Below are 22,433 nucleotides of genomic sequence, written 5' to 3' on the forward strand. Positions count from 1 at the left end.
ACGGTCCTTCCGTCATCGCATGGACGGGAGGACGACCCGGTGCGCACCGCGAACACTCGATCCATCGTCATCTGGACCCTCGTCGCGCTGGTCGCCGGCGCGGGCTGGTCCGTACTCGCGCTCTCGCGGGGCGAGGAGGTGTCGGCCGCCTGGATGGTCGCCGCCGCGCTCGGCTCGTACGCCATCGCCTATCGGTTCTACTCCAAGTTCATCGCGTACAGGGTGCTCAAGCTCGACAGGACCCGGGCGACCCCCGCGGAGCGGCTGAACGACGGCATCGACTTCCATCCGACCGACCGGCGGGTGCTGCTCGGCCACCACTTCGCGGCGATCGCGGGCGCGGGACCGCTCGTGGGCCCCGTACTGGCCGCGCAGATGGGCTACTTGCCCGGCACCATCTGGATCATCGTCGGCGTGATCTTCGCCGGGGCGGTCCAGGACATGGTCGTCCTGTTCTTCTCCACCCGCCGCGACGGCCGCTCGCTGGGGCAGATGGCCCGCGAGGAGATCGGCCCGTTCGGCGGGGCAGCCGCGCTGGTCGCCACCTTCGCCATCATGATCATCCTGCTCGGCGTGCTGGCCCTGGTGATCGTGAACGCGCTCGCGCAGTCGCCGTGGGGCACCTTCTCCATCGCGATGACCATCCCGATCGCCCTGCTGATGGGCTTCTACCTGCGCGTCCTGCGACCGGGCCGGGTCTCCGAAGTCTCCCTGATCGGCGTCGCGCTGCTGCTGCTCGCACTCGTCGCGGGCCGCTGGGTCGCGGAGTCGTCGTGGGCCGACACCTTCACCCTCGCCCCCTCCACCCTGGTCATCTGGATGGTGGCGTACGGCTTCATCGCCTCGATCCTGCCCGTGTGGATGCTCCTCGCGCCGCGGGACTACCTCTCCACCTTCATGAAGATCGGCACGATCGCGCTGCTCGCCCTCGGCGTGGTCATCGCGCTGCCGACACTCAAGATGGACCCGGTCACGGACTTCGCCTCGCGGGGCGACGGACCGGTCTTCGCGGGCTCGCTCTTCCCGTTCGTCTTCATCACCATCGCCTGCGGCGCGCTGTCCGGCTTCCACTCGCTCATCTCCAGCGGTACGACGCCGAAGATGATCCAGAAGGAGACGCAGATCCGGATGATCGGGTACGGCTCCATGCTCATGGAGTCGTCCGTCGCCGTGATGGCGCTGGTCGCGGCCTGCATCGTCGACCCGGGCCTGTACTTCGCGATGAACGCGCCGGCCGGGGTCATCGGCACCACCGTCGAGTCGGCCTCCCAGGCGGTCGCGAACTTCGGCTACACCATCTCGCCCGCGGACCTGGCGAAGGCGGCCGAACAGGTCGAGGAGGCGACCCTGCTCTCCCGCACCGGAGGCGCACCCACCCTCGCCCTCGGCGTCTCGGAGATCTTCTCCCAGGTCACCGGAGGGAGCCTCAGAGCCTTCTGGTACCACTTCGCGATCATGTTCGAGGCGCTGTTCATCCTGACCGCCCTCGACGCGGGCACCCGCGTGGGCCGGTTCATGCTCCAGGACATGCTGGGCAACGTCTACCGGCCCTTCAGGAACGTGAGCTGGAAGCCCGGCCTCGTCATCACCAGCGGCATCGTGTGCGCCCTGTGGGGCTACTTCCTCTGGGTCGGCGTCCACGAACCGCTCGGCGGCATCAACCAGTTGTTCCCGATCTTCGGTATCTCCAACCAGCTGCTCGCCGCGGTGGCCCTGGCCGTCTGCACGACACTGCTGGTGAAGTCCGGACGCCTCAAGTGGGCCTGGGTGACCGGGATTCCACTCGTCTGGGACGCGGTGGTCACCCTCACCGCGAGCTGGCAGAAGGTGTTCTCCAGCGATCCGCGCGTGGGCTTCTTCAAGCAGCGTTCGGTCTACCAGGACGGCATCGACGCGGGCAAGGTCCTGCCGCCCGCCAAGAACATGGACGACATGCACACGGTCGTCACCAACTCCACGGTGGACGGCGTCCTCGCGGCGGTCCTCGCCGTCCTGGTCGTCGTCGTGATCGTGGACGCGGCCCGGGTCTGCGTCCGCCACATACGCCGCCCCGCGCTCTCCACCCTCACCGAGACGCCCTACGTGGAGTCGAAGATCATCGCCCCGGCCGGGCTGATCCCGACCAAGCAGGAGAAGGCGGAGGAGCTCGATGCGGTCGGCGCTGCGCAGGGCGATTAGCTCGGTGCGCTGGTACGTAAGGGAGTTGACGGACGAATCCGCGTACGACCGCTATGTCGCACACGTCGGCGCGGACCATCCGGACACCCCAGCCCCGTCCCGGCGCGAATTCGAGAGAATGCGAACGGACCGCCAGGAGAAGGATCCCCGACAGGGATTCCGTTGCTGCTGAGGGCACTTGAGAACACGCTCGGCGGCACCCTCGAACCGTTTGCGGACCGATACGCGGACAGGGCTTCCGCTTGAGGGACTTCGTCACCTAGATTGCCTGCGCGTTACACAGGTGATCAGTGAGGGGACGGAGCCGCCGTATGTCAGATGTGCCCGAAAAGAAGCCACCGACAGTGCCGCCGGTGGTGACACCGGTCCGCGTGGTGATCGCCCTCTGCCTGCTCGCCCCGTTCGTGGCGATGCTCTGGGTGGGCTCCTACGCGAAGACGGACCCGACCTTCATCGGGATCCCGTTCTTCTACTGGTACCAGATGCTGTGGGTGCTCATCTCCACCGCACTGACCGTGATCGCGTACCAGCTGTGGCAGCGTGACCAGCGCGCCCGCAAGAGGGGTGCCGGAGCATGAACGACGGCGTGAACGGCGTCGCACTCGCCGTCTTCATCTTCTTCTTCCTGGCCGTCACGGTCATGGGCTTCCTGGCCGCACGCTGGCGCAGGGCGGCCGACGAACAGAGCCTGGACGAATGGGGCCTGGGCGGCCGGTCGTTCGGCACCTGGGTCACCTGGTTCCTGCTGGGCGGCGACCTCTACACGGCGTACACCTTCGTGGCCGTACCGGCCGCGATCTACGCGGCGGGAGCGGCGGGCTTCTTCGCCGTGCCGTACACCATCCTCGTGTACCCCCTGATCTTCACGTTCCTCCCCCGCCTCTGGTCGGTCTCACACAAACACGGCTACGTGACAACCTCGGACTTCGTCAGAGGGCGCTTCGGCTCGAAGGGCCTGTCCCTCGCAGTCGCGGTGACCGGCATTCTGGCGACGATGCCCTACATCGCACTGCAACTGGTGGGCATCCAGGCGGTCCTGGACGTCATGGGCGTGGGCGGCGGCGAGAACACCAACTGGTTCGTCAAGGACCTCCCCCTCCTCATCGCCTTCGGCGTACTGGCGGCGTACACCTACTCCTCGGGCCTCCGGGCCCCCGCCCTGATCGCGTTCGTGAAGGACACCCTGATCTACATCGTGATCGCGGTGGCCATCATCTACATCCCGGTCAAGCTCGGCGGGTTCGACGAGATCTTCAAGGCGGCGAACGACAAGTACACGGCGGCGGGCGCGGGCGGCATCGTCCCGGCCGAGGCGGGCCAGTGGACGTACGCCACCCTCGCGCTCGGCTCGGCGCTGGCCCTCTTCATGTACCCGCACTCGATCACGGCGACCCTCTCCTCACGCAGCCGCGAGGTGATCCGCCGCAACACCACGATCCTCCCCCTGTACTCGCTCATGCTGGGCCTGCTGGCCCTGCTCGGCTTCATGGCGATCGCGGCCGGGGTCAAGGTCGAGAACGGCCAACTCGCCATCCCCCAGCTCTTCGAGGACATGTTCCCGGACTGGTTCGCCGGCGTGGCCTTCGCCGCCATCGGCATCGGCGCGCTCGTGCCGGCGGCCATCATGTCCATCGCGGCCGCGAACCTCTTCACCCGCAACATCTACAAGGACTTCATCAAGCCGGACGCCACACCCGCCCAGGAGACCAAGGTCTCCAAACTGGTCTCCCTCCTCGTGAAGGTCGGCGCCCTCGCCTTCGTCCTCACCATGGACAAGACGGTCGCCATCAACTTCCAACTCCTGGGCGGCATCTGGATCCTGCAGACCTTCCCCGCCCTGGTGGGCGGTCTCTTCACCCGCTGGTTCCACCGCTGGGCCCTCCTCACGGGCTGGGCCGTCGGCATGCTCTACGGCACCATCGCCGCGTACGGCGTCGCCTCCCCCACCCAGAAACACTTCGGCGGCAGCTCCAAGGAGATCCCCGGCATCGGCGAAATCGGCTACATCGGCCTGACAGCCTTCGTCCTGAACCTCGCCGTCACGGTGATCCTCACCTTCGCCCTCCGCGCCTTCAACGCTCCCGACGGCATCGACGAGACCTCCCCCGAGGACTACACGGCAGACGCCGGCGACAAGGGCGTACAGGTGGAACTCCCCCCGGCCACGGCGGGAACAACTCACTGACCACCGGGTGGGGGCTGGGGGATTCTTCGCCCCTCCGCCCCTACCCGTCCCTTGTTCCTGAGGGCTGCTGCCCCCAGACCCCCGCATCGCGCTGAACGCGCTTGTCCTCAAACGCCGGACGGGCTGGATGATGCCCACCGGCAGCAGGGGACGTGCCGGAACGTCCGCCCGCAGCGGCTGGCGCGTCAACGCCGCCCCCTTCTTGGCCAACCGATTCCGCGCCAGACCGAGGACGGATGCTCCGGTACGGCCCCGACCCACAACGGGTCTCCCGAAGCCAGCACGACACAACATGTAGGGGTACCACCGCGCCCCGACACAAGATGTATGCTCATGCTCGTTGTCGCCGCAGGGGAATCCGGTGCGAATCCGGAACTGTCCCGCAACGGTGTACCTGTGCGCGTTCGTTCACGCACACGTCGAGTCCGAGGACCTGCCGACAGCACGCCCAGGCCAGCCGGCCCGGGCGACATGACGTCCGGGCCTCGCGGAATGGGCCGGTGGACGCGGCGTACCGCTGCCAGAAAGCGCGCGCTCGTGTGCCCCGCCGCCCTCCCCAAGGCCCCGTGCCGAGCGAGGGAGAGCCCCACGTGACCATCGCGCCAGTCGATCCGGCCTCAGCTCCTACACAGCAGCAGCCGGCCGAGACGGACGGCCCCGGTGCCGCACTGCTGCGGACCCTGACCGACCTGACCGCCGACCTCCCCGGCGCCGACCCCGGCCGGGTCGCCGCCGCCGCACTGCGCGGCCGGTCCACCCGGGCGGACGACGCGGAGTTGCGCGAGCTGGCCACCGAGTCCGCGGCAGGCCTGATCTCCGAGGACCCCGTCTACTCCCGGCTGGCCGCCCGCCTGCTGACGATCAGCATCGCGGCCGAGGCCGCCTCCCAGGGCGTGCGCTCCTTCTCCGACTCGGTAGCCGTCGGCCACCGCGAGGGCCTGATCGCGGACCGCACCGCGGAGTTCGCCCGCCTGCACGCCACGCGCCTGAACGCACTAATCGAGGCGTCCTCGGCCGAGCGCGCGGACGACCGCTTCGGCTACTTCGGCCTGCGCACCCTGCACAGCCGCTACCTCCTCCGCCACCCGATCACCCGCGGGGTCATCGAGACGCCCCAGCACTTCATGCTGCGCGTGGCGTCGGGCCTGGCGGAGGACGACACGACCCGAGCCCTGGACGAAGTCGCGGCCCTCTACCGGCTGATGAGCCGCCTCGACTACCTGCCCTCCTCCCCCACCCTCTTCAACTCCGGTACGCGCCACCCCCAGATGTCGTCCTGCTACCTCCTCGACTCCCCGCTGGACGAGCTGGACTCCATCTACGACCGCTACCACCAGGTCGCGCGCCTCTCGAAGCACGCGGGCGGCATCGGCCTGTCGTACTCCCGCATCCGCTCCCGCGGTTCACTGATCCGCGGCACGAACGGCCACTCCAACGGCATCGTCCCGTTCCTGAAGACCCTCGACGCCTCGGTCGCCGCCGTGAACCAGGGCGGCCGGCGCAAGGGCGCGGCCGCGGTCTACCTGGAGACCTGGCACTCCGACATCGAGGAGTTCCTGGAGCTGCGCGACAACACCGGCGAGGACGCCCGGCGTACGCACAACCTGAACCTCGCGCACTGGATCCCGGACGAGTTCATGCGCCGGGTGAACGAGAACGCCCTCTGGTCCCTCTTCTCCCCGTCCGACGTACCGGACCTGGTCGACCTGTGGGGCGACGAGTTCGACGCGGCGTACCGCAAGGCGGAAGCCCAAGGCCTCGCAAGGAAAACGATTCCCGCCCGGGACCTGTACGGCCGCATGATGCGCACCCTCGCGCAGACCGGCAACGGCTGGATGACCTTCAAGGACGCCGCCAACCGCACCGCCAACCAGACTGCGGAGCCGGGCCACACCGTCCACTCCTCGAACCTGTGCACCGAGATCCTGGAGGTCACGGACGACGGGGAGACGGCGGTCTGCAACCTGGGTTCGGTGAACCTGGGTGCCTTTGTCGACACGGCGACCGGGGACATCGACTGGGACCGGCTCGACGAGACGGTGCACACCGCCGTCACCTTCCTCGACCGCGTCGTGGACATCAACTTCTACCCGACCGAGCAGGCGGGCAGGTCGAACGCCAGGTGGCGCCCGGTCGGCCTCGGCGCGATGGGCCTCCAGGACGTCTTCTTCAAGCTGCGCCTGCCCTTCGACTCGCCGGAGGCCAAGGCGCTCTCCACCCGTATCGCGGAGCGCGTCATGCTCGCCGCGTACGAGGCCTCCGCGGACCTCGCCGAGCGCAACGGCCCGCTCCCCGCCTGGTCCCGTACCAGGACCGCCCGGGGCGTGCTGCACCCCGACCACTACGACACCGAGCTGAACTGGCCGGAGCGCTGGGCGGCCCTGCGGGAACGTATCGCCGGGACCGGCATGCGCAACTCGCTGCTGCTGGCCATCGCGCCCACCGCCACGATCGCCTCCATCGCGGGCGTCTACGAGTGCATCGAGCCGCAGGTGTCGAACCTGTTCAAGCGCGAGACGCTCTCCGGCGAGTTCCTCCAGGTCAACTCCTACCTGGTCGCCGAGTTGAAGAAGCTCGGCGTGTGGGACGCGCAGACCCGGGAGGCGCTGCGCGAGTCCAGCGGTTCGGTGCAGGGCTTCACCTGGGTGCCGCAGGACGTCCGCGACCTGTACCGCACGGCCTGGGAGATCCCGCAGCGCGGCCTGATCGACATGGCCGCCGCCCGCACCCCGTTCCTGGACCAGGCCCAGTCCCTGAACCTCTTCCTGGAGACGCCGACCATCGGCAAGCTCTCCTCGATGTACGCGTACGCCTGGAAGTCGGGCCTGAAGACGACGTACTACCTGCGCTCCCGCCCGGCGACCCGTATCGCCCGCGCGGCACAGGCGCAGACCCCGATTCCCGTGCAGGCGACCCCTGATGAGGACGCCGTCGCCTGTTCTCTCGAGAACCCCGATTCCTGCGAGGCCTGCCAGTGAGCACCCCCCAGAAGACCGTGCCCGTCAAGAACCTGCTCGACCCGGGCTTCGAACTCACCCTGCGTCCGATGCGCTACCCGGACTTCTACGAGCGCTACCGGGACGCCATCAAGAACACCTGGAGTGTCGAGGAGGTCGACCTCCACTCGGACGTCTCCGACCTCGCGAAGCTGTCGGAGGGCGAGCAGCACATGATCGGCCGTCTGGTCGCGTTCTTCGCGACGGGCGACTCGATCGTGGCGAACAACCTGGTGCTGACCCTCTACAAGCACATCAACTCCCCCGAGGCGCGGCTGTACCTGAGCCGTCAGCTCTTCGAGGAAGCGGTCCACGTCCAGTTCTATCTGACGTTGCTGGACACCTATCTGCCCGACCCGGAGGACCGCGCCGCCGCCTTCGACGCGGTGGAGAACATCCCCTCGATCCGCGAGAAGGCGGAGTTCTGCTTCAAGTGGATCAACGAGGTCGAGAAGCTGGACCGCCTGGAGAGCAAGGCCGACCGCCGCCGCTTCCTGCTCAACCTGATCTGCTTCGCCGCGTGCATCGAGGGGCTCTTCTTCTACGGCGCCTTCGCCTACGTCTACTGGTTCCGCAGCCGGGGTCTCCTGCACGGTCTGGCGACCGGCACCAACTGGGTGTTCCGCGACGAGACGATGCACATGTCCTTCGCCTTCGAGGTGGTCGACACCGTCCGCAAGGAGGAGCCGGAACTCTTCGACGACCAGCTTCAGCGGGAGGTCACCGACATGCTGCGGGAGGCCGTCGAGGCGGAGCTGCAGTTCGGGCGCGACCTGTGCGGTGAGGGTCTGCCGGGGATGAACACCGACTCGATGCGCCAGTACCTGGAGTGCGTGGCCGACCAGCGGCTCCAGCGGCTGGGCTTCGCTCCGGTGTACGGCTCGGAGAACCCGTTCTCGTTCATGGAGCTCCAGGGCGTCCAGGAGCTGACCAACTTCTTCGAGCGCCGCTCCTCCGCGTACCAGGTGGCGGTGGAAGGCACCGTCGATCTGGACGAGGACTTCTAGGGACCGCCGCTCACACAGCGACCGCCCCCGGGCCGTGAGGCCGGGGGCGGTCGCCCTTTTCCGTCGCCATCACGCCGCACGCGCGACATCGTGCGCGGTGAGACCGCGCCGGCTCCGGTCGGCCGAGGCCTGGCCGGACAGGTGCGCGGCCGCCGCCCGGAGCTGCCGGTCGACGCGCCACTCGTGGGCGTATCCGACCAGCGCCGGGAGGGCCAGAATCAGGAGGGTTCCAAGGACGGTCAGAGTGTCTGTGAGTGCGTTCATGTCCTCTACTGTCGCGCCGATCGCCCGCCGAGGTCAGTGGCAGGACTGCCGTACCCCCTCGAATTACTGCCACTTCTGAGGCACACTGGCGGACATGCTGAAGAACGTGGCCGTTCCCCTGCTCGACGGCGTACACCCCTTCGAACTCGGCGTCGTCTGCGAGGTGTTCGGACTCGACCGCGGCGACGAGGGCCTGCCCGTGTACGACTTCGCGGTCGTCTCGGCCGAGGGCCCGACGCTCACCACCCATGTCCCCGGATTCACGGTCTCCACCCCGTACGGCCTGGACCGCCTCGACGAGGCGGACCTGGTCGTCGTACCGGCCGGGAGCGCCTACGCCGTGCGCGACTACCCGCCCGAGCTGCTCGAAGCGCTGCGCCGGACGGTGGACCGCGGCGCCCGGGTGCTCAGCGTCTGCTCCGGCGCCTTCGTGCTAGGCGCGGCCGGGCTGCTGGACGGGCGGCGCTGCGCCGTGCACTGGCACCATGCCGAGCTGCTCGCCCGGCAGTATCCGCGCGCCATCGTCGAGCCGGACGTGTTGTACGTGGACGCGGACCCGGTGATCACCTCGGCCGGCACCGCGGCCGGTATCGACGCCTGTCTGCACATCGTGCGCAAGGAACACGGGCCGGAGGTCGCCAACGCCATCGCGCGGCGCATGGTGGTACCGCCGCACCGCGACGGCGGCCAGGCCCAGTACGTCGAGCGGCCCCTGCCGCGCGCCGAGTGCGACACGGTGGGCGAGGTGCTGGTGTGGATGGAGCGCAACCTCGACGAGGAGGTGACCGTCGATCAGCTCGCGGCCCGCGCCCACATGTCGCCGCGCACCTTCGCTCGCCGCTTCCAGCAGGAGACGGGTACCACGCCCTACCGCTGGATACTGCGCCAACGGGTGCTGCTGGCACAGGAGTTGCTGGAGGCGACGGACGAGACGATGGACGCCGTAGCGGGCCGTACCGGGTTCGGCAACGCGGCGGCGCTGCGCCACCAGTTCGTCCGGAGTCTGGGGACGACCCCGCAGGCGTACCGGCGCACGTTCAGGGGCCCGCAGGCTGCCTGAACGCGCACCGGTACGGACGCGGGGTCAGCGCGGAACGGCCTTCAGCCGCAGCCGGTTCGGCCGCAGCGTGATGCCGACGCGCGTCGCGTCGTTGGATCCGGACACCTGCTCGAAGCGCCACCTGGAGGCGATCGTCGCCGTGATCAGGGTCAGCTGGGCCATCGAGAAGTGGTCGCTCGGGCACTTCCGGTTACCCACGCTGAAGGGACGCATCGCGTACTTCGGCAGGGCTTTGGACCTGTCCGGAAGCCACCGGTCGGGGTCGAAATCGAGGTGCCGTTCGTACGACCGCGGGTCGCGCTGGACGGCGTACGGGCTGTAGACGATGTCGGCACCGGCTGGAATGCGATAGCCGCCCAGCTCGGTTTCGGTCACCGCCCGCCGCGTCAATATCCAGACCGCGGGACGCAAACGCATCGCTTCGACGACGACATTGTTCGTGTGCGACAGCTTTCGGACATCGCCGAATGCCACCGGTCGGCCGCCCGCGACGGATTCGACCTCCTCACTGATCCGCTGCGCCTCTTCCGGATACTGAGTGAGCACCTGCAGCAGCCACATGACCGTGGACGCGATGGTTTCGCTGCCAGGAGTGAGTATCGCGACGACTTGGTCGTGGATCTCCTGTTCGTCGATGGGGTCGCCGTTGTCGTCCTTCGCTTCCAGCAATGCTGTCAGCAAATCGTCCGGCTTTTGACCAGATGCACGACGCTCGTCGATGATCTCATCGACAAGTGCGTGCAAATCAGCCAATGCACGGTCGAATTTACGGATGGCCGGCAGCGGCAGCCGATAGAGCGGTCCGGCCGGTATGACCATGCGCCGGTACATGCCGCGGAAGACGGTGGCGAGCGCGATGCTCAGCCGCTCGGCCCGCTCGTCCATGAACTGGCCGCGGAGCAGGCAGCGGGCCGCGATCCGGACGGCGACGCGGAACGACTCCGACGTGCAGTCGACCGCCCTTCCGGACTCCCAGCGCGCCGCGAACGCCCGCGCCTCCTCCTCCATGATCGGCCCGTACTCGGGGATGATGTCGAGCCGGAACGCGGGCTGGATCGTCCGCCGCTGGCGCCGGTGCTGCGGCCCGTTGGCGGTGGCGACACCCTTCTTGCCGAGGAGGCCTTCGAGGGACTCCCACAGCGGGCCGCCGATCTGGTAGTCGGGGTTCAGCGCCAGCGCACCGGTGAGCTCGGGGCTGGTGACCGCGTACACCGTCTTGGGGCCGAGCTTCAGCCGGACGACGTCGCCGTGGTCGCGGAGCTGGGCCAGGAAGGCCAGCGGGTCGCGGACGAGTTTCCAGCCGTGGCCGAGGCCGGGCACACCGCCGCCCGCGAGGGGCGGGGTGGACGGCTCCAGCGTCTGAGGAACGTCAGGTCGCACGGACTCGACGGTCATTTCTCACCTGCCGCTTCGTTGTTGACGTACGGGGGTGTCGAGCGGTCGTCCCAGCTGTCGACCATGTAACGGCCGGACTCGTGGTGGAACCAGTACACGGAGCTGAACCAGTTCCGCATATTGCCCAGGCACGCTTTCAGGGCGACGCTCGTTTCCTTTCCCTGCACTGTCCCGTCCGCGAGAGTTCCCGCGAGCCGTAATGCGTCCTTTTCGGCGATCGAGAATTCACTGATGCATTCTTCGACGCGCCGCCGGACTTCCGTCACGGCCTCTTCGATGGTCAGCCCCTCGTGATGAATGAGGCTGATTCCGAGATTGTGGAACTCATCACCCGCGATTTCCTTGGGGAGCGAACACAGGTCGTTGTACCAGGCGGCGAATTCCTGGCTGAGCAGAGCAGCCCTCCGATAGGCCGGGTGATTGCGGACCGAGACCGGGAGTTCACGCCCCGCGCTGGGTTCGAGAAGGTCGGTCCAGATCCAGTGCGCAAATGTCAGTCGACGGAGTTCGAGGTATTCCTCGACCGTTGGGACCGTGCCGGCGGTGCGGTTGTGGAACTCGCGGTCGTACGCCTCGATCACCGCGTGGAAGTGGAGTGCGAACCGCTCGTTCCACTCCTTGCCGAGGAACGAGTACAGCCGCACCATGCTGTCCGCGAACGCCGCGACCAGGGGATCCTCGTGGTGCAGGTGTTTCCTGGGTGAGTCGAGGGCCGCATGCAACTGGAACCGCAGCCTCCGCCAGGCGCCCGGCCGGCCATGGATCACATCGCGGTCGTGGCGGTCGTCCCAGACGAAGAACCACGCGCTGTAGTCCGCTATCGCCTGCATGACCTCATCGGGGGCGCCTATGTAGTAGCCCGCCATCAGATCCGTATAGCAAAGGCCGTCGGCATATTCCTCGACCTTGTCGGGCGGCATCAGCCGCTTTTCGAGGAGCCAGACCCTGGTGTTCTCCTGGAGCCTGGGCCAATACGGGTGGAGTTGACGGGGAAACTCGGCCTCGATCACCGGGAGAGAGAGCGCCGGTGGGACCGCGACCACTGTTGGTGTCGATGAAGTGCTCCGTGAGAAAGCATGCACGAACAAACCCCTCTCAGCCGCCTGCTGGCGCCACGCCCCTCCCGCTGTACCGGGCGTGCGCCGTTGCGTATCCCCGCACTTCCTATTCAGCACCACAACTGACCGTTCTGGGAACGGATTTGCTCCACTCACTACCCCATGATGCCGAGAATCTCCCCTTGTGTGACTGATTCTGGATCACTGGATGAGCACAAGGGATCGAACGTGCGACGCACATACGAACGACGCCTGGTCAGGGAGTTCCTGACCAGGCGTCGCACAAGGGGACCCACGATGGTGGCTCACTGGAGATCGCGAGCACCAACTGTCATTTTCTGTCTCAGTCGTTCACAGGGACGCCTCGGCAGCACGTCACGGCTGCTCAGGCGTTCGGCGACGAGCGCTCAGTCGTTGGCCACGATCGGGTAGCGGGGCTCGTTCTCGGCCATCTGCCGCAGCGCGTCCTTGCGCTCACGCTTGGAGAGCCGGTCGATGTAGAGGTATCCGTACAGGTGGTCCGTCTCGTGCTGGAGGCAGCGCGCGAAGTAACCGGTGCCGCGCAGCTTGATGGCGTTGCCTCGCTCGTCCTGCCCGGTGACCTCGGCGTAGTCGGGGCGGGCGAGCGGCGCGTACGCGGTCGGCACGGAGAGGCAGCCCTCGTTGCTGTCGTCCAGGCGGCGCTGCTCGGCGGGCAGTTCGACGAGCACGGGGTTGCAGACCACGCCGGTGTGCCGCTTGCCGTCGTCGTCGGGGCAGTCGTACACGAAGACCTTCAGGTCGACGCCGATCTGGTTGGCGGCCAGGCCCACGCCCTCGGCGGTGTGCTGGCTGGCGAACATGTCGGCGACCAACTGCGCCAGTTCGTCGCCGAAGTCGGTGACGTCCTCGCACTCCTTGTGCAGCACGGGGTTCCCGACGACGGTGATCGGCCGCGAGGTGCCGCGCTCGCGGTAGGCGCCCTCGCGCTCCTCGCCGTCCTCGGTGTCGATGACGAAGCCCTCGTCGTCCACGGGGAGCACGCCCGCGTGCTGCTGATCGGTGTCCTGCTGCGCCATGACCGACGTATGCCTTCCTGAATCCCTGAAATCTGCGGGTACAGCCTACGGGGAGCGGACGGGTGCCTCCCCTGCAGTCGCCGGCGAGCGGGTCAGCAGACCTCTTCCAGATCCCGCCAGTCCCGGCTGTCCGGGCTGTCGGCGACCCACCCGTCGAGCAGTCCGCGCACCAGCGAGGCGGGCGCGGCAAGACCGCACTCGCGCTCGGGCACCCACAGCTGTCCGTCGGTGCGATGACCCAGCGGCCCCGGATGGCCCGGCTCACTGTGGTCGTGCGGGTCGAGGTGCTCGCCGTCGCCCTCGTCGGACGGCATGCGCGACTCGGAGCACATCCGGCACAGCAGCCGTACGGAGGACGACCAGTCCTCGGCGGCGAAGCCGGCATCGGCGGCGAGCTGCTCCAGCGCGTCCCGGTCGTCCTCGGTGGCCGCTTCGAGCAGGACCACCCAGGTGGGGACGGGCGACGGCGCCCACAGCTCGATCTCGTCGAACACCGGGTAGGAGTGCCCGGCGGCGGTCGTCCGCTCGCCGTGCGGCACCCCGTCGTGCAGCACGACCTCACCCCAGCGCCGCCCGGAGGACGGCAGCGGAATGGACAGCACCTCGATGCGGGCGGGGTCCAGCCGCCGCCCCCAGACGACCTCGGCCTCGCCCTCGGGAGACAGCCGTACGGCCGCGCTGCCGAGGTCCATGCCGACCGGCTCCCCTGAGACGGCGGCGCCGCCGGGCACCCGCAGTCCGTACGCCTGCCAGGCGCGCCGCGCGAGCGGCCAGTCCTGGAGCGCGGTCGCCGCGATGCCCACGTTCCACCAGTCGGGTGCGCCCGTCTCCCGGTCGAGGAGGGCCACGGCCCTGAGTCCCGCCGCCCGCGCCTGCTCCCAGTCGTGCCGGAACTTGTGCAGCAGCGCCAGGTTGAACCAGGACTCGGACAGCCACGGCTCCAGGTCCGCGGCGCGCGTCAGCAGCGCGCCCGCGTCCTCGTACCGTCCGTCGCCGATCAGCGTGAACGCGCGGTCGGTGGCCTGCCGCCATGAGGCGGAGGGCCGGTGTCGTCCCTTGCCGAAGATCCTCACGATTCCCGCCTGCCAGTTCCTTGCGATTCCCGCCTGCCGGTCCCTTGAAAAGTTCCCTGAAGAGTCCTCGGAGGACAACGCAGCCCCGGGCTGGCCCATACCCCCGAACACCCTCTTCCTCGCATCCAACCACGTACCGTCGGACGGCCGCTCATTACCCATGGGTTACCCAGCCTGGGGCAGGCTAAGGCCACCCCGCGACAGCACTCTGGCCAGCGACTCCACGACCTCGGGCTGATAGTCGCGGGCGGTGCCCAGGCGCAGCTTCTCCAGTGCGGAGAGCGGGCCCGTGGGCCCTGCTTCCCTGGCCATCTCCTCGTATGCGTTCACGGCCCGCACAATCCGTGCGGTGACCGGCTGCTCCCGGTACGGGTCGGCCTGCCGCTCCACCACCACCGCCACCTCCGTGTCGACTCCGGTCTGCCTTACGACGGCGCCGCCGAGCAGCGCTATCCGGCGTTGTTCCTCCGCGGGGAGTACGGCGGTGGCCCCGGCCGGAACCGGGTCGACAAGGCTGAGCTGTCCGATGTCGTGCATCAGTGCGGCGTACTCCAACACGGTCAGGTCGGGCTCCGAAAGCCCCAGCTCCCGCCCGACGGCACGGCTGAGGACGGCCACGCGGCGGGCGTGCCCGGCCGGTGTGCAGCCCGCGATCTCGGTCGCGCGGGCCAGTGAGGTGATGGTCTGCCGGTAGGTGACCCGCACGGCGGCATACCGCCGGAAGGAGAGCTGGGTGAGCAGCAGCGGCAGCGAGAACAGGGGCAGCGCCCAGAGCCCGACCACCGCGACGGCGAGCGCCATCACGGCGCCCGTCGCGCACACCGCGGACCCGATCCCGGGCATGGCCCGCAACTCGTCCCGCAGCAGCGGCCCGAACGGCCACCGGGTCCGCGAACGCGCCATCGCGGCGGCGAGCACGGCGTCGCACAGTGCGGTGAGCACCAGCAGCGCGACCAGCAACAGGGCGTAGGCGGGGCCGCCCCACTCCAGGAACTCCCCCCGGTTGTAGAGGGGTTGGAAGCAGACGGCCGCGAACCCGACGGTGAGGATCCGCCGCGTGAGGTGGTCGGCGCACGGCTCGGTGCCCCTGGCCACATGGGGCACACACCCCAGCAGCGCGGCCGCCGTGACCACGGCGACGACCTGGAGCACCCCGTGATGCGTCGCCTGCCCGGCGTTCTCGCCGAGCAGCGCGTACGACAGCGCTCCCGCGGCCCCGAGCGGAGCGGACTCCCGTTCCTCGGCGCCGCTCCAGCGGGTGAGCTCACCCATGACGACGAGGATGCCGAAGGCGAGCGCGGTGCCCCGGTCGTCGAGACCGGTCCAGAGAACCGAGGAGAGGGCGAACACGCCGAGCAGGGCGGCGGCGGCACGGGCGAACCCGGCGAGCGAGCCGGTGGCCTCCCCGAGCGCCCCGACCACGAACGCGGAGTACGACGAGCTCACGGCGCCCTCCACCGGAGGGGGTGCGGCGAGGCACCCGGGGGGAGGGATCCGGCGAACCGACTCCGGGCGAGGCCTGGGGCGAGGCCGTCGGCCCGCCGCCCTCCGGCGAACCGTCCCCCGACGTCGCGCGCGAAGCGCCCCTCAAGACCCGCACCGACGGCGCTCACCCGCTCCCCCGCCCCCCGATGTTCGTCGGGTGCGCTGCCGGCCGTCCGGAAACGGGTGGCGCGGCGGGCGGGCGAACCCCGGCGCGAAACGGCGTACCGGTATCGGCGGTGACGGCCGGATGCCACCCGTACCGGTCCAGCGCCCGCGCCAACGCGTCCACCATCCCGGGGTCGAACTGCGCCCCCGCACACCGCTCGAGCTCCTCCAGCGCCGCCGGCACCGGCCGGGCCCGACGGTAGGACCGGGTGGACGTCATCGCGTCGAACGCGTCGGCGACGGCCACCACCCGGGCGAACTCCGGGATCTGCGCCCCCACCAGCCCGTACGGATACCCGCTCCCGTCCAGCCGCTCGTGGTGGTGCAGAATCGCCGACCGGGCCTCCCCCAGGAAGCCGATCCCCCGCACCATCTCGTGCCCGTACTCGGGATGCAGCTCGATGACCCGGCGCTCCTCGGGGGTCAGCGGCCCGTCCTTCCGGAGCAGCCGCGTGGGAACCCCCAGCTTCCCCACGTCGTGCAGGATCCCGGCGAACCGCAGCACCTCGGCGCGCTCGTCGTCCATGCCGAGCTCCCGCGCGATCATCATCGAGGCCTGCCCGACCCGCTCGCTGTGCCCGCGGGTGTACCCGTCCTTGATGTCGACGGCCTGGACGAGCGCGCGGATGGTGGCCTGGTGGGCGGCCCGTTCCCGGTGGTACTGGGCGAACACCCAGCAGGAGACGTACATCGGCAACAGCACGAGCAGCGCGGCGACGGGCCCGTACGGGCTGCGCCACAGCACCGCCATCATCAGCCCCGCGAGCCCGTGCACGGCGACGGGCGCCAGCGAGCGCGGGAAGAGCCCGCGCCAGGCGCCCCGCACCGGCACCCGCTCGGCCAGCGCGAGCACGCCGCCGTCGAGGACGGTCTGCACCAGGCAGAAGGTCAGCACGGCGGCCCCGGCGGGCACGAGCGCGTACGGGAAGTCGGGCGCGACCACGGCGTCCCGGCCGCCCAGCGCCCAGTGCACCCGGGAGGCCGCCCAGATCGCGACGACCAGCTGGGCCGCCCGCCAGACCCGGCGCAGCCACCGCGGCCGGTGCTCGACCCGGGCGAGCAGCGCCCCCGGCAGCACGACGAGCGCGGCGGCCGGGGGCGGCAGCAGAAAGGCCCCGGCCAGCAGCACGGGGAGGAAGGTGCCCATCCCTTTGGGGACGTCGTGACCCGGGGTGCCCGAGGCCCTGGGGCCACGCGGGAGCGTGATGCGCTCGCACCCGGCGTACAGCACAGCCAGCAGTGCGACGATCCACCAGGCGACCCGGACGGTCGGCAGCGGAGCGAGAACGGCCACGGCGCCGAGAACGACACAGGCCACGTACACCCGGGCCCACGCCGGCACCGACCGCATCTCCTCGTCCCCTCCCCCGACTCCAGGACTCCGGAGCCTAGGGCGGCGGGAAAGACCGGGGGACCCCGAACGGCCCAATCCGTGGGCTCAGAGCCCACGGATTAGCACGTACGGGTGACGGACGGGCCCCCGGGAACGCGCCCGGGCCGGCGGCTCAGGACTCCTGGGGCGCGGTGGCCACGTCATGCTCGGGCACGGTCTGCCCCGAGCGGATCAGATCGATCCGCCCCATGACCTTGGCGCGCAGATCGGTCGGCACGTCGTCCTGACCGCAGCACCGCTTGACGAGCTTCTTCACGGCCTGCTCGAGCCCGTACTTCTCCAGGCACGGCGAGCACTCCTCGAAGTGGACCTCGAACTTGGTGCAGTCCGCGTCCGGCATCTCGTGGTCGAGGAACTCGTAGAGATGGTCGAGTACCTCACTGCAGTCCGTCTCGTGCGGCTCTCCGCAGCTCATGAGCCCGAGCCTTTCGCTTCGTTCGACTCTCCGGCACCGGCCGGAACCAGCCCGCGGTCACGCGCGTAGTCCTCGAGCATGCCGCGCAGTTGACGGCGGCCGCGGTGCAGTCGGGACATCACCGTGCCGATGGGTGTCCCCATGATGTCGGCGATCTCCTTGTACGCAAAGCCCTCTACGTCCGCGAGATAGACGGCGATCCGGAATTCCTCCGGGATCGCCTGCAGCGCCGACTTGACGTCCGAGTCGGGCAGGTGGTCGAGCGCCTGCGACTCCGCGGAGCGCAGACCGGTCGACATGTGCGACTCGGCGCGCGCGAGCTGCCAGTCCTCGATCTCCTCGGCCGCGCTGCGCTGGGGCTCACGCTGCTTCTTGCGGTACGAGTTGATGAAGGTGTTGGTGAGGATGCGGTAGAGCCATGCCTTGAGATTGGTGCCTTCGCGGAACTGGTGGAAGGACGCGTACGCCTTCGCGTACGTCTCCTGCACCAGGTCCTCGGCGTCGGCCGGATTGCGCGTCATGCGCAGCGCGGCCGAGTACATCTGGTCGAGGAATTCGAGCGCGTCCCGCTCGAAGCGCGCGCTGCGCTCCGTGGACGATTCCGTGGTCGCGTCGCTCGTGCCCTGGCCCTCGGGCTGGTCCGCCTGGCCATGTTCGGTCCCTGCGTCGGTCCCAGTGACCGGACCCACCTCCTCCAGCGACGTAGCGAGACCGAAACCGGTCCCACTGGAATCGGAGGATAGACGAACATCGACACCCGCCGCCGCCCGAATAGGCGCGTTCTTACCCGCATGCAGCACCGTCCAGTCCAGGTCAGCGCTGCTGCTGCGGCTCGGGCAGATGGTCGAACCCATGCGGCGGACTTCCTCTCGTACGAACGGTCCAGCACCCGTTCCGTGCTGTCTGTATCGGCACAACAGAGGCCCGCCGCTCAACATTCCCGGGCGTTACGCGAGTGACGAGGTCCACTTCACGACACCGTCGGTGATGATCTTCAGGGCCTCGTCCTGGCCGAGCGGCGCCCGTTTGGGGACGGCGAAGCCATGATCGCCGTAGGGCACTTCGACGAGCTCGTACGCCCCTTCGGGGAACTCCTCGGGCTTCCCGAACGGATCACTGCCGCCCTGTACGACGAGGGTGGGCACCCCGGAGCCGAGCAGTTCCCCGGCGCGCGACCTCTCGGGCCTGCCCGGCGGATGCAGCGGAAAACCGAGGGCGAGCACCGCGGCGGCCCCCAGCTCCACCGCCGTACGGCAGGCCACGCGGGCTCCCGCGCTGCGCCCGCCCGCGACGGCCGGAAGCCCGGCGCTCGCGACCGCGGGCCACAGCCCCCGCCATCCCACGTCGAGCGTCCTGGGCGCGGGCGCCAGTTTCTTACCCGCCACCCGCCACGGCTGCTCGACGAGCGCGACGCTCACCCCGTGCGCGGGCAGCACCCGCGCCAGCACCTGGAGGTCCCGCGCCTCGACACCTCCGCCGGCCCCATGGCTGACGGCGAGAACAAGCCGCGCGCCCGCCGCCCTGTGCCAGGTGACGCGGCCGGTCCCGGCCTCCGTCTCAACCAGCTCGGTCACATCGGAACCCGTGTCAGAACTCACGTCAGAAGAGTGTGCCCTCTTCGGGCCCCTCCAGCTCCTTCAACAGCTCCGGACCGTTGTTGCGCACATTGCTCACGGCCGTGGACACCGGATAGGCCCGCATCAGCCCCGCCGGTGGCGCGGTGAGCAGCGACCGCAGGTCCTCGACCTCCGTCCGGGCGGGATCCAGCCACGCGTCCCAGCGATCCGGGGTGAGCATCAGGGGCATCCGGGGGTGGATGTCGGCCAGTACGCGCGGCCCGTCGGCGGGGGCCACCGCGAGCGGCGTGGTCTCGGCCTCGGTCGTGATGACGGAGCACGTCACCCACCAGGCGAGCGGATGCTCGTCGGGAAGCGTCCGGTCCCGCCAGAACTCGTACAGCCCGGCCATCGCGAAGACCGAGCCGTCGGCCGGCGTCACGAAGTACGGCTGCTTGCGCGGGCGCTTCTTCTTGCCCTCGACCTCAAGATCGCGCTCGCCGGCGCCGGTGACCCACTCGTAGTAGCCGTCGGCGGGGATGACGCAGCGCCGGGCGGCGAAGGCGCGGCGGTACGAGGGCTTCTCGTGGACGGTCTCGGCGCGCGCGTTGATCATCCGGGCGCCGCCCTCGGGCGTCTTGGCCCAGGACGGGACGAGTCCCCACTTGAGTGTGCGGAGCTGGCGAACCGGTTCCGAGGTGTCGGCGTCCTTGACCGGACGGTCGAGAACCGCGTAGACCTCCTTGGTCGGGGCCACATTGAAATCGGGGGCAAGAGCCTCCTCGGGCTCCCACTTCTCGATCTCAAAGATTCCTGCGAGATCCTCGGGCCCACGACTCGCCGCATACCGTCCGCACATCTGTAACCACCCATCTGACCTGCGGAAACGCTAGAAAATTCCGCCTCAATCAGCACCAGTCAGCATGGTGCCGGATCGGCGCCAGGCGCGGACCCGCGTGTTTTCGCGGGACCCCGTGCTCATGGAAACCTGAACCTACAACGCGGTCAGCGCCGACGGGAGATCTTCAGGACATGGGGCTCGCCACCACGGGGAACGCACGGAGTAAAAATCTCCCCTCCCTGTTGGTCAGCGGTTTCCTCGGTCACCGACCCTCTGGTCGAGGCGACGACGAACAAACTCGGGGAACCCGCGCCACCGGCTGGGGTAATTGTCCACGTACCAGGAGTAGACCTGCTCCACCGCGGTGCCCACCGTGTCGACCAAGTCCGCCAGCAGGTCCTCCGTTCCGTCCACAAGGGGCTCTCCATTGTGGTCCCGCTCCTCCAGGCGACGGTGGAACTCACCCAGAAGCGCCGACTTACCGGAGCCCGGCGCTCCGGTGATGGCCAGCCACCGTCCGGGCGAGTCCGTCGCGGACATCCAGGCATTCAGCACTCCGAGCTCGGTCATGCGGCCGACGAACCCCGTACCGCCACGGCCGATCTCGTGGCCTTCGTCCAGCGCGCGCCGCGCGGCCTGCTGTTCGGCGAGGGAAACCCCTTCCCGCGGAGATCCTTCCATTACCGGGGATCAGGAAAGAACGGGTATTCGGCCCCCTCACTGAGGAAGGTCGCGTGGGTAGCATGCCGCCTGTCCCCGAACCGGGCGTTCACACGGTCCACCAGAGTTTCCAGGATCAGTTTCTGCGCACGCATTCCTCCAGACGCCTCATTCTTCACCTCCGATTCCAGGGCCTTGGAGAAATCAGAGCCGCGGGCAACCTCGTGAGCGCGTGGGGCGCACAGCACGGAGAACGGCCGAACAAGCGAACCTGAATACCCGTCAACCCAGTCCGACCAGCTGATCAACGACTTCCGATCAATCGCCCGGCAGACGTCGGAGTACTTGTCGGCGGCCGCGTTGAGCGCCTGGAGCGTGGTGTCGCCCCCACTTACCCGTGGTCACCCGGTGCTCCGGCCCATCCAGCGCCGTGATGATCTCCGCAGGGCTGAACACGTGGGTGGAGACTTGTAGATCATCCGAGAAGGTACGCCCTGCGCACGCTCCGCGGCGAAATGATCCACAGCTCCTGAGCATTGCTCCGATCCGTACCGCTCCCTCGCGGAACTCTGCGTTGTAGTGCGCTTCCTGGATCCCACGACCCTCAGCCGTCCCTCCGGTCGCGGCCTCCACGCTACGCGGGGAGGTTCAGCACCTCGTACTGCATCCGTTGAAGTGCAGGGGAAGGGTCTATGCCCAGTTCCTCGCCGAGCAGGTGACGCAGGTCCTGATAGACCTGTAGCGCTTCGCCGCGCCGTCCGGAGAGACTCAGCGCGCGCATCAACTGTTCGTAGAACCATTCGTTCAGTGGGTGCGCTGCGGTGACCGACCGGAGGTCGGCGATCATTTCGCGGTGCCGGCCGAGCTGCATTTCTGCCTCAACTCGCAGCTCAAGAGCCTGGATCCGAATGTCCTCAAGTCGGACGACGTGTGCCTCGAGGTGCGGGCCGAGTGGTATGTCGGCAAGGGCGCGGCCTCGCCAGATGGACAGCGCATTCTGCACCCGAGCCAGCGCCTCTTCGACCCTTCCAGCGTCAAGGAATGCCCGTGCGGAGCCGACCGCCTGCTCGAACTGGGCCACGTCGAGCTGATCCACCTGGATCCGCAGGAGATAACTTCGTTCCCGGCGGGTGAGCAAGATCCCCGCTGCGCTTTCCCGGACCTCGCGGTGGAACATCTTGCGCAGCTGATAGATGTAGGTTTGCGCCGTGGTGACCGCGCTGCGCGGCGGGCTTCCGTTCCACAACTCTTCGATGATGGTCTGCAAGTCGACCGGGCGGTTGGCCTGTAGTAATAGAAGGGCCAGTACCTGACTCGCCTTTGGCGCCACGAAGGGGAGTTCGGCACCTTGGTACAGGATATATAACTCACCGAGCAGGAAGAATTCCAACATGTCCCCGTTTCCCCCTTAACCTATTCGCGAAGGTTCGATACCCACTCATCTCAGACGTCGAAAATGACGCACAAGTATTCAGCATATGGGATCCAGAATTCTTTTCGCAGTTCAGTTCTGGTCATTTTTCCAAAGCCGGCAACCACGGCGACGACCGCAAATATTTCGGTCAAGTTTCAGATTTCCACCTGAGGACACCCTGGGCATGCGCCGGCCGCTTAGGCCTCACCGGGAACTGGGGTCGAACTCGC

General features: G+C 68.6%; 20 protein-coding genes and 1 riboswitch. Of the genes, 7 read left to right on the top strand and 13 right to left on the bottom strand.

Features of this window, described 5'->3' with window-relative positions:
• Nucleotides 1-39 precede the first annotated feature (39 nt).
• From ACIBLC_RS18400 to ACIBLC_RS18425, 6 genes are all read left to right on the top strand, one after another.
• Nucleotides 40-2,178, top strand: a complete 2,139-nt coding sequence (locus ACIBLC_RS18400) for a carbon starvation CstA family protein (RefSeq protein WP_399212008.1) — start codon at nucleotides 40-42, stop codon at nucleotides 2,176-2,178.
• Nucleotides 2,150-2,350, top strand: coding sequence for a YbdD/YjiX family protein (locus ACIBLC_RS18405; RefSeq protein WP_399212010.1), 201 nt, complete (start codon nucleotides 2,150-2,152; stop codon nucleotides 2,348-2,350). The genes ACIBLC_RS18400 and ACIBLC_RS18405 overlap by 29 nt, the downstream gene beginning before the upstream one ends.
• A gap of 139 nt (nucleotides 2,351-2,489) precedes the next feature.
• Nucleotides 2,490-2,756, top strand: coding sequence for a DUF3311 domain-containing protein (locus ACIBLC_RS18410; RefSeq protein ID WP_399212011.1), 267 nt, complete (start codon nucleotides 2,490-2,492; stop codon nucleotides 2,754-2,756).
• Entirely contained in the window at nucleotides 2,753-4,363 is a 1,611-nt protein-coding gene (gene mctP, locus ACIBLC_RS18415) for a monocarboxylate uptake permease MctP (RefSeq protein ID WP_399212012.1), read from the top strand. Before ACIBLC_RS18410 ends, mctP begins: the two co-directional genes overlap by 4 nt.
• Before the next feature lie 320 nt (nucleotides 4,364-4,683).
• Nucleotides 4,684-4,819, top strand: a riboswitch (cobalamin riboswitch).
• Nucleotides 4,820-4,953: 134 nt separating this feature from the next.
• Nucleotides 4,954-7,341, top strand: a complete 2,388-nt coding sequence (locus ACIBLC_RS18420; RefSeq protein ID WP_399212013.1) for a ribonucleoside-diphosphate reductase subunit alpha — start codon at nucleotides 4,954-4,956, stop codon at nucleotides 7,339-7,341.
• Nucleotides 7,342-7,409: 68 nt separating this feature from the next.
• A complete protein-coding gene (locus ACIBLC_RS18425; protein ID WP_399212199.1) occupies nucleotides 7,410-8,366 on the top strand; it encodes a ribonucleotide-diphosphate reductase subunit beta in 957 nt (318 codons plus the stop codon).
• A gap of 69 nt (nucleotides 8,367-8,435) precedes the next feature.
• On the opposite strand, the gene ACIBLC_RS18430 is transcribed toward ACIBLC_RS18425, so the two are convergent.
• Nucleotides 8,436-8,630 (bottom strand): hypothetical protein, encoded by a 195-nt coding sequence (locus tag ACIBLC_RS18430; RefSeq protein ID WP_399212014.1) that lies wholly within the window; start codon nucleotides 8,628-8,630, stop codon nucleotides 8,436-8,438.
• A 94-nt stretch (nucleotides 8,631-8,724) separates the two neighbouring features.
• Here ACIBLC_RS18430 and ACIBLC_RS18435 point away from each other — a divergent pair, with 94 nt between their 5' ends.
• Entirely contained in the window at nucleotides 8,725-9,690 is a 966-nt protein-coding gene (locus ACIBLC_RS18435; protein WP_399212015.1) for a GlxA family transcriptional regulator, read from the top strand.
• A 24-nt stretch (nucleotides 9,691-9,714) separates the two neighbouring features.
• Here the strand turns inward: ACIBLC_RS18435 and ACIBLC_RS18440 are convergent, their stop codons facing one another.
• The 12 genes from ACIBLC_RS18440 to ACIBLC_RS18495 all read right to left on the bottom strand — a co-directional run bounded on the left by ACIBLC_RS18440 (nucleotide 9,715) and on the right by ACIBLC_RS18495 (nucleotide 22,182).
• Nucleotides 9,715-11,085: a cytochrome P450 gene (locus ACIBLC_RS18440; protein ID WP_399212017.1), complete on the bottom strand. Its 1,371-nt coding sequence runs from the start codon at nucleotides 11,083-11,085 to the stop codon at nucleotides 9,715-9,717.
• A complete protein-coding gene (gene cyc1, locus ACIBLC_RS18445) occupies nucleotides 11,082-12,167 on the bottom strand; it encodes an epi-isozizaene synthase (protein WP_399212018.1) in 1,086 nt (361 codons plus the stop codon). Before cyc1 ends, ACIBLC_RS18440 begins: the two co-directional genes overlap by 4 nt.
• 383 nt (nucleotides 12,168-12,550) lie before the next feature.
• A complete protein-coding gene (gene def, locus ACIBLC_RS18450; protein ID WP_399212019.1) occupies nucleotides 12,551-13,201 on the bottom strand; it encodes a peptide deformylase in 651 nt (216 codons plus the stop codon).
• Between the two features lie 92 nt (nucleotides 13,202-13,293).
• Nucleotides 13,294-14,274, bottom strand: a complete 981-nt coding sequence (locus tag ACIBLC_RS18455) for a hypothetical protein (RefSeq protein WP_081219330.1) — start codon at nucleotides 14,272-14,274, stop codon at nucleotides 13,294-13,296.
• Nucleotides 14,275-14,439: 165 nt separating this feature from the next.
• Nucleotides 14,440-15,696, bottom strand: coding sequence for an HD-GYP domain-containing protein (locus tag ACIBLC_RS18460; protein ID WP_399212200.1), 1,257 nt, complete (start codon nucleotides 15,694-15,696; stop codon nucleotides 14,440-14,442).
• 187 nt (nucleotides 15,697-15,883) lie between these two features.
• Complete coding sequence (locus tag ACIBLC_RS18465; RefSeq protein ID WP_399212020.1) at nucleotides 15,884-17,275, bottom strand: HD-GYP domain-containing protein; 1,392 nt, start codon at nucleotides 17,273-17,275, stop codon at nucleotides 15,884-15,886.
• 154 nt (nucleotides 17,276-17,429) lie between these two features.
• Nucleotides 17,430-17,732 carry a mycothiol system anti-sigma-R factor gene (gene rsrA / locus ACIBLC_RS18470; protein WP_383681741.1) on the bottom strand — a complete coding sequence of 101 codons (303 nt, stop codon included), beginning with the start codon at nucleotides 17,730-17,732 and terminating at the stop codon, nucleotides 17,430-17,432.
• Nucleotides 17,729-18,421: an RNA polymerase sigma factor SigR gene (sigR, locus tag ACIBLC_RS18475; protein WP_365443425.1), complete on the bottom strand. Its 693-nt coding sequence runs from the start codon at nucleotides 18,419-18,421 to the stop codon at nucleotides 17,729-17,731. Before sigR ends, rsrA begins: the two co-directional genes overlap by 4 nt.
• A gap of 258 nt (nucleotides 18,422-18,679) precedes the next feature.
• Complete coding sequence (locus ACIBLC_RS18480; RefSeq protein ID WP_399212021.1) at nucleotides 18,680-19,330, bottom strand: alpha/beta family hydrolase; 651 nt, start codon at nucleotides 19,328-19,330, stop codon at nucleotides 18,680-18,682.
• A 1-nt stretch (nucleotide 19,331) separates the two neighbouring features.
• A complete protein-coding gene (locus tag ACIBLC_RS18485) occupies nucleotides 19,332-20,147 on the bottom strand; it encodes an SOS response-associated peptidase (RefSeq protein WP_399212022.1) in 816 nt (271 codons plus the stop codon).
• A gap of 228 nt (nucleotides 20,148-20,375) precedes the next feature.
• Nucleotides 20,376-20,810 carry a hypothetical protein gene (locus tag ACIBLC_RS18490; protein WP_399212023.1) on the bottom strand — a complete coding sequence of 145 codons (435 nt, stop codon included), beginning with the start codon at nucleotides 20,808-20,810 and terminating at the stop codon, nucleotides 20,376-20,378.
• A gap of 613 nt (nucleotides 20,811-21,423) precedes the next feature.
• Nucleotides 21,424-22,182: a BTAD domain-containing putative transcriptional regulator gene (locus tag ACIBLC_RS18495; protein WP_399212024.1), complete on the bottom strand. Its 759-nt coding sequence runs from the start codon at nucleotides 22,180-22,182 to the stop codon at nucleotides 21,424-21,426.
• Nucleotides 22,183-22,433: the final 251 nt, after the last annotated feature.

The organism is Streptomyces sp. NPDC050535, assembly GCF_044457665.1.
Lineage (GTDB): Bacteria > Actinomycetota > Actinomycetes > Streptomycetales > Streptomycetaceae > Streptomyces.